Genomic DNA, 6,983 nt, shown 5'->3' on the forward strand with positions numbered 1-6,983 from the left:
TGCGTGATCGCCTAAAAATTCAAGGGCAAGCGCTTCGATTGCGGCGGTTCGGAAGGATATTTCGACGCCACCAACTTCTGCTTCGAAAACCGCTAAAAGACGGGCAAGGCTTACTAAGCAAAGCCTGGCAGTCGATCAAACAAGCCACCTGCGGGTGGCTTGTTCGTTTATGGGATGGCCATCGCCTCCGAGCCTGGCCCGAGCGGCTGACCATAGCTGAACTCCACATAGTTGCCCGCCGGGTCGCGCAGTCCGCAGTAATAGCCGACCGGATAGGGCTCGTCACGCGGCGCCCAGATCAGGCAACCCGCGGCCTGCGCCTTGGCCGCTATGGCATCGACCTGCTCGCGGCTGGCCAGGGCAAAGCCGAAATGGCTGTAGTCATCCGCCGCCAGCTGGCGATCCTGGCCGCCGGGCATGATCACGAAGATAAATTGATGCTCTTTGCCCGGCTCGGCCATCCAGACGATGCGCGAGCCCTTGCCCGCGCGCTCGTGGATCACCCGCATGCCACAGAACTCGCGGTAGAAGGCCAGGCAGGCCTCCAAGTCGGGTACATGCAAAGCCAGATGGGTAAGGGTGGGGCGCATGCGGCTGCTCCTTCGCTGCTCTCTCAAGATTAGGCTCAAGCTTAGGCCCAAGCTCAGAACCCGGGTTCGATTGGGTTATGCTTGCAGCCTGTTTGGGAGGCTTAAGATGACCTACGACTTTGACCTGTTTGTGATCGGTGCCGGTTCCGGCGGTGTGCGCGCCGCGCGCTTTGCCGCGGGTTACGGTGCCCGCGTGGCCGTGGCCGAGAGCCGCTACCTGGGCGGCACCTGCGTCAACGTCGGCTGCGTGCCGAAGAAGCTGCTGGTGTACGGCGCCCACTTCGCCGACGACTTCGAGCAGGCTCAGGGCTTTGGCTGGTCGCTAGACCCGGCGCAGTTCGATTGGCCGAGCTTGATCGCCAACAAAAACCGCGAAATCGACCGTCTTAACGGCATCTACCGCAACCTGCTGGTTAACAGCGGGGTGACCCTGCTCGAAGGCCATGCGCGCCTGTTGGATGAGCACAGCGTCGAACTCGGCGGCCAGCGCTACAGCGCCAAACATATCCTGATCGCCACCGGCGGCTGGCCGCACATGCCGCAGATCCCCGGGCATGAGCACGCCATCAACTCGAACCAGGCATTCTTTCTCGAGCAGCTGCCCAAGCGTGTGCTGGTGGTCGGCGGCGGCTATATCGCCGTGGAGTTCGCCTCTATTTTCCATGGCCTGGGCGCGCAGACCTCCTTGCTCTATCGCGGCGAGCTGTTCCTGCGCGGCTTCGATAACACCGTGCGCAAGCACCTGCAGGAAGAGTTGAGCAAACGTGGCCTGGATCTGCAGTTCAATAGCGAGATAGAGCGCATCGACCAGCAGGGCGATGGCAGCCTGCTGGCGACCCTCAAGGATGGCCGGGTCTTGCACACCGACTGCGTGTTCTATGCCACCGGCCGCCGGCCGATGCTGGACAACCTGGGCCTGGAAAACACCTCGGTCGAGCTGGATAAACGCGGTTTTATCCAGGTCGATGAGCAGTACCAGAGCACTGCCCCCTCAATTCTGGCCATCGGCGATGTGATCGGCCGGGTGCAACTGACCCCGGTGGCGCTGGCCGAAGGCATGGCGGTGGCGCGCCGGCTGTTCAAGCCCGAGGAATACCGCCAGGTCGATTACCAGATGATCCCGACCGCGGTGTTCAGCCTGCCGAATATCGGCACAGTGGGCCTCAGCGAGGAGCAGGCCAGGGCACAGGGCTACCGCGTCAAGGTCTTCGAGAGCCGCTTCCGGCCGATGAAGCTGACGCTCACCGAATGCCAGGAGCGCACCCTGATGAAGTTGGTGGTGGATGCCGACAGCGACCGCGTACTGGGTTGCCATATGGTCGGCCCGGAGGCGGGCGAGATAGTCCAGGGCCTGGCCGTGGCGCTCAAGGCCGGCGCCACCAAGCAGATGTTTGACGAGACCATAGGCGTGCATCCGACGGCTGCCGAGGAATTCGTCACCATGCGCAGCCCCGTCGCCTCCTGAGGCTGCCATGAGCGAGCTTTTTTACCTGGCCGACCTGTTCGGCGTCGCGGTATTCGCCATCACCGGCGCCCTGATGGCCGGGCGCAAGTCCATGGACCTGTTCGGCGTGCTGGTCATCGCCATCGTCACCGCGCTGGGCGGCGGCACCCTGCGCGACGTGATTCTGGATAACCATCCGGTGAGCTGGATTCGCAACGACCTCTATATAGTCATCGCCTCCCTGGCGGCCGTGGGCACGGTGCTCTGGGTGCGCCTGACCCAGCCGATTCACGAAAAGGGCCTGCTGCTGGCCGACGCCTTCGGCCTCGCGGTGTTTACCGTGATCGGCTGCGAAGTCGCGCTGCAGCACCAGGTGCCCTACAGTACCGCGGTGATCATGGGGGTAATGACCGGGGTGGCGGGCGGGGTGATGCGCGATGTGATCTGCAACGAGATCCCGCTGATCTTCCAGAAGGAAATCTACGCCACCGCTTGCATTGCCGGCGCCCTGGTGTTTATCGGGTTGCGCGAACTGGCGACCCCACATTGGCTGGATACCGGGGTGGCAATGCTAACGGTGCTGCTGATCCGCCTGGCGGCGATTCGCTGGCATGTTTCCTTGCCACGCTTTCATCTATTGGATAGAGATTGATAATTGGGCGCCTGGATCATCTGACGCAGCAAGGCGTCGTTATCGAGAGGGGCCGGTGGCGCGCATCGAGTCCTCGAGCCTATGAGGCTGTCCGAGAATAGCAATTGGCTGCAAATGGTAGGTTGGCGCTGAGGAACGAAGCCCAACAAAGTCAGCATGTTGGGCTTCGCGAAGCTCAGCCCAACCTACAAAAATCCGCATTATCGGACAGGCTGCTACCGAGTCGGTGTATTGCCGCGGCCCGGACGACAACCTGCTAGAAGTCAGCCGCTATCCGCAGGACTGAGCTGCCGCAAGCGCTAGTCGCTAATAAAATCAATCGGTTAGCGGCACAATCGAATCCCTCTTGTAATTACTGCTCGCAACCGGCAATCCCTCGCCGAACTTTCGTGCAAATAAACTATCACCGGCATCTATTCAAGCGCCTCGGCACTGGACGTCAGCTGCTGCTGAGCTAGGGTAAAGCCATGAGATAGCGAAATTGCGACAACAGGGACGCATCTATGGATAGATACTTGGTGCTGCCCTTCTGGCTTGCCGGGCAGCACTTCGCAGTGGCGCTCGAGAATGTCGTTCGAGTATTACCGGCACTGCTCAGTACTCCTTTGCCAGGAGCGCCCGCGACTGTCTGCGGGCTGGTTAATGTGCAAGGCAGCATACTGCCGGTGGTTGATCTGGCGCGGCGCTTCGACTGGCCGTCGGCACTCTTGACGCTATGGCAACCCTTTATCTGGTTGAAAACCAGTAAGCGCGAACTGTTGCTGCCGGTGGAAAAGGTGGCGGCTGTATTCAGTTGTGCGGCCGCCGACTTTTCCCCGGCGCCTGACCCTCACGTCCCCTCCAGCCTGCTGCGCGGTGTGCTGCGCACCGCCGAAGGCATGCTGTTGATCCAGGATGTCGAGCAACTGCTGTCCGCCACCGACGAAAGCCAGCTGGCGGCGGCGCTGGCACGGCAGGGAGGGGGTGGCGATGCCGCGGATTGAACCCTCCTGCTCGCCGCGTCTACTGCAAGCCCTGGTGCACAAGGTGCACCAGCACCTGGGAATGGACTTTTCCGCGGGCCGCAGCAGCGAACTGCTGCGGCGCCTGCAGTTGCTGGCCCTCGAGCAACAGAGCGACGAGCAGCAGGCCTGCGACTTTACCGGCTGGCTGCAGGCCCTGGCTTTCGCCGACTGGGACGCCGCTCTGCTGCAACGCCTGGTGCCCGCCTTTAGCGTGGGTGAAACCTATTTCCGCCGCGATGCCGACACCTTCGACTGGTTGGCCCAGCACCACCTGGCCGCCTTGCTGGCGCGCCGTCGGCAGAGCGGGCAGCGCAGCCTGCGCCTGTGGAGTGCGGCCTGTTGCACCGGCGAAGAGGCCTACAGCCTGTTATTTATGCTCGATGAGTTGCTGGGGGCCGAGCGCGACAGCTGGACCCTGGAGCTGGTCGCCAGCGATATCAATGCGGCATTCCTCGCCCGGGCGGAGCAGGGCGTCTATGGCAGTAATGCCTTTCGCAGTAACGAGGCGGCCTTCCGCCGACGTTACTTCCAGGCCGAGGGGCGCTTTTGGCGGGTACGCGCGGCCTGGCGTGGGCGCATCCGCTTTATCCAGTACAACCTGATCGATGACCAGCAAGCCTGCCCGTTAGCCAATGCCGACCTGATTCTGTGCCGCAATGTGCTGATGTACTTCTCGCCGGCGCGCGCCACGGCGGTGCTCAAGCGGCTGCTCGGCGGCCTGAATGACGAGGGGCTGTTGCTGCTCAGCGCAGTCGAAGCCGGTATCGCCACCCAGGCCGGCCTCACGGGGAGCTGGGCGGGTTGCAACTATGCCTTGGCCAAGGCCGGGCCGGCCGCCGCCAAGCCTGATGTCTTCGTCTTACCCGACCGCTTCGTGGCGCCCTTGCCTTACCCGCGTGCTGCCTTAAACCCGGCCAAACCAGCTGTTGTCGTCGAGCCGCCCGCGCCGCCACCAACCCCGCCAATACCGCCCAGCAAGCCCGTGGAGAGCCTGGGCGGTGCGGCGGAAAATTACTGGCGGCAGGCGCAACAAGCCCTGAGCGCCAGCCGTTATCCAGAAGCCCGCGAAGCCTTGCTGGGCTATTTGACCTGCGCCGGCCTGAGTCGTAACCAGCAGCACCAGGCCTGCCTGCTGCTGGCGCGCAGCTGGGCAGATCAGCAGCACCTCGAGGAGGCTCAGGATTGGCTGCAGCGGGCGCTGCAACTGCAGCCCGACTCGGCCCAGGCCTACTGGCTGCAAGCTCAGTTGGCGCAACAGGCCGGCGACCAGCCGGAAGCCCTGCTGGCCCTGCAGAAGGCGCTCTACCTGGACCCCGACTTTATCCTCGGCTACTTCTTCCAGGCGCGCCTGTTGGCTGCGCAAGGTCGCGGGCAAGCCAGCGACAAGGCCCTGCGGGTTTGTCGCCAGTTGCTCGCGCAGCACAGCGCAGACACCCCGGTGCCGCAGGCCGATGGCATGAGCTGCGCGCAGTTGCTGCGGCTCTGCGAACAACTTATGCAGGAAGCCCTGTCATGTCCGAGCCCCTAGAAGACCAGCTGCGTTGGACGCAGTTGCACAAGCGTATGAGCGAACTCGAACAGCGCCTGGTCGATGGCTTCGGCCTGCGTCCCGACGACTTGGCGGAGCGCCTGCGCCTGCGCACCCAGCAGTGGGCCGGGCAGCGCGACAGCGAGGCGGCGCTGGACCTGTTCGAGGTGCTGAGCTTCAGCCTGAGCGGTGAGCTGTATGCCATCGGCAGCGAACATGTTGCCCAGGTGTTGCCACTCAACCACTACACGCCCTTGCCGAGCACCCCGGCCTATGTGCTGGGCATCGTCAATGTGCGGGGTCGTATCGTCTCGGTGCTGGATCTGCGGGTGCTGTTCGAACTGCCGATCGGCCATCTGTCCGATCGCAGTTTTCTGCTGATTCTGCAGAGCCCGGAAATGGAGTTCGGCTTGTTGATCGACCGCGTCCTGGGCGTCGCGCAGATCAGCCGCGACGGCTTGCAGACGGGGCTGGCCAACCTGTCCGGGGTACGGGCGAACTACCTGCTTGGGGTGAGCGCGCAGCAATGCACGGTGCTCGATGGCGCGCGCCTGCTGGGCGACCCGAACCTGCGCGTGCTGGCCGATGAATAGGCGTGCTGGCCGAGGAATATAGGAACAAGGAGAGGGACAAAGATGATGGCTAGGGTTTTGCGGTTCAATATAGGCGCCAAGTTGATCCTGGCCTTCGCCTTGCTGATTCTGGGCTTTGGCGGCCTGTTGTTCACCACCCTGGAGCGTTTCGTCAGCCTGCAAGCCAGCGAGGACGAGCAATTCCAGCGTCACTACCAGCGCGTTTCCACGGTCAAGGAGTTGCGCATCAATATTGCCGCCCAACGCAGTGACCTGCAATTGGCGATCGGTGAGGAAACGCTGGAGGACCTGGAGGCGCAGGAGGACGTCATTCGCCAGCGCAGCGCGGAAAATGATCGGCTGATCCAGCAGCTGCAAACGGCGGTGAGCGATGACCCCCAGGCCAGCGCAATGCTTGAGCAGTTAGTGGCCGTGCGCAAGGCCTCGGCACTAACCCGCGCCAAGCAGCTGCAGCTGATCCGCAGTGGCCAACAGGAGGAGGCGCGGCAACTGAGCACGGGCGTGCAACTGGACAGGTATGAGCAGATTCACCAGTTTGGCCTGCAACTGGCCACGCTGACCGACCAGCGTATCGACGAGGCCCTGCAGCAGTCGCGGCAGACGCTCACGGCCCTGCGCGAGCGTATTTTCAATTTAAGCCTGCTGCTGGTCGGCGTCAGCGCCGTGCTGGCCTGGCTGCTCAGCCGCCATATTGCCCTGCCGCTGGCGCGTCTGACCGGCTGGGCCGAGCAGATCGGCCGCGGCGAGATCCCCCGTGAGATCAGCGGCAGCGCACGGCAGGACGAAGTGGGCCGGCTGGCCCAGGCCTTCGTCGACATGAGCCAGTACCTGCGCGAGCTGGTGCAGGAGATGAACGAGGGCATCTCGGTGCTGGCCACGGCCAGCGAGGAGATACTCGCGGTCACCACCCAAGTGGCCACCAGCACCCAGGAAACCGCCACCGCCATCAGCGAAATCACCACCACGGTGGAGGAGGTCAAGCAGACCGCGGTGCTGGCCGGCAGCAAGTCGCTAGGGGTGGCCGAAAGTACCGAGCGCAACCGCCCGGTGGCCCAGGGCGGGCGTCAGGCGGTGGAAGAGGCGCTGGCCGGCATGCAGCAGATCCGCGAACAGATGCAGGCGGTGGCCGAGAGCATCATGCGCCTGGGCGAACAGAGCCAGGCCATAGGCGA

General features: G+C 63.5%; 7 protein-coding genes and 1 pseudogene. 7 read left to right on the forward strand and 1 reads right to left on the reverse strand.

Features of this window, described 5'->3' with window-relative positions; all coding sequences use genetic code 11:
• Positions 1-15 precede the first annotated feature (15 nt).
• Positions 16-96: pseudogene (locus tag Q8Q83_RS06300) on the forward strand (UTP--glucose-1-phosphate uridylyltransferase); the annotation flags it as partial.
• 71 nt (positions 97-167) lie between these two features.
• Here Q8Q83_RS06300 and Q8Q83_RS06305 read toward each other — a convergent pair.
• A complete protein-coding gene (locus Q8Q83_RS06305; protein WP_305622117.1) occupies positions 168-590 on the reverse strand; it encodes a VOC family protein in 423 nt (140 codons plus the stop codon).
• Positions 591-696: 106 nt separating this feature from the next.
• On the opposite strand from Q8Q83_RS06305, the gene gorA reads away from it, so the two are divergent.
• The 6 genes from gorA to Q8Q83_RS06335 all read left to right on the forward strand — a co-directional run.
• Positions 697-2,055: a glutathione-disulfide reductase gene (gene gorA / locus Q8Q83_RS06310; RefSeq protein WP_305622119.1), complete on the forward strand. Its 1,359-nt coding sequence runs from the start codon at positions 697-699 to the stop codon at positions 2,053-2,055.
• Positions 2,056-2,062: 7 nt separating this feature from the next.
• Positions 2,063-2,686 (forward strand): trimeric intracellular cation channel family protein, encoded by a 624-nt coding sequence (locus tag Q8Q83_RS06315; RefSeq protein WP_305622121.1) that lies wholly within the window; start codon positions 2,063-2,065, stop codon positions 2,684-2,686.
• 503 nt (positions 2,687-3,189) lie between these two features.
• A complete protein-coding gene (locus tag Q8Q83_RS06320; RefSeq protein WP_305622123.1) occupies positions 3,190-3,669 on the forward strand; it encodes a chemotaxis protein CheW in 480 nt (159 codons plus the stop codon).
• Positions 3,656-5,218, forward strand: a complete 1,563-nt coding sequence (locus tag Q8Q83_RS06325) for a CheR family methyltransferase (protein ID WP_305622125.1) — start codon at positions 3,656-3,658, stop codon at positions 5,216-5,218. Before Q8Q83_RS06320 ends, Q8Q83_RS06325 begins: the two co-directional genes overlap by 14 nt.
• Positions 5,203-5,811 carry a chemotaxis protein CheW gene (locus Q8Q83_RS06330; RefSeq protein WP_305622127.1) on the forward strand — a complete coding sequence of 203 codons (609 nt, stop codon included), beginning with the start codon at positions 5,203-5,205 and terminating at the stop codon, positions 5,809-5,811. Before Q8Q83_RS06325 ends, Q8Q83_RS06330 begins: the two co-directional genes overlap by 16 nt.
• 45 nt (positions 5,812-5,856) lie before the next feature.
• The coding region (locus tag Q8Q83_RS06335; RefSeq protein WP_305622129.1) for a methyl-accepting chemotaxis protein at positions 5,857-6,983 on the forward strand (1,127 nt) is incomplete at its 3' end.

This window comes from Pseudomonas sp. (genome assembly GCF_030696055.1).
In the GTDB taxonomy this organism is placed as follows: domain Bacteria; phylum Pseudomonadota; class Gammaproteobacteria; order Pseudomonadales; family Pseudomonadaceae; genus Aquipseudomonas.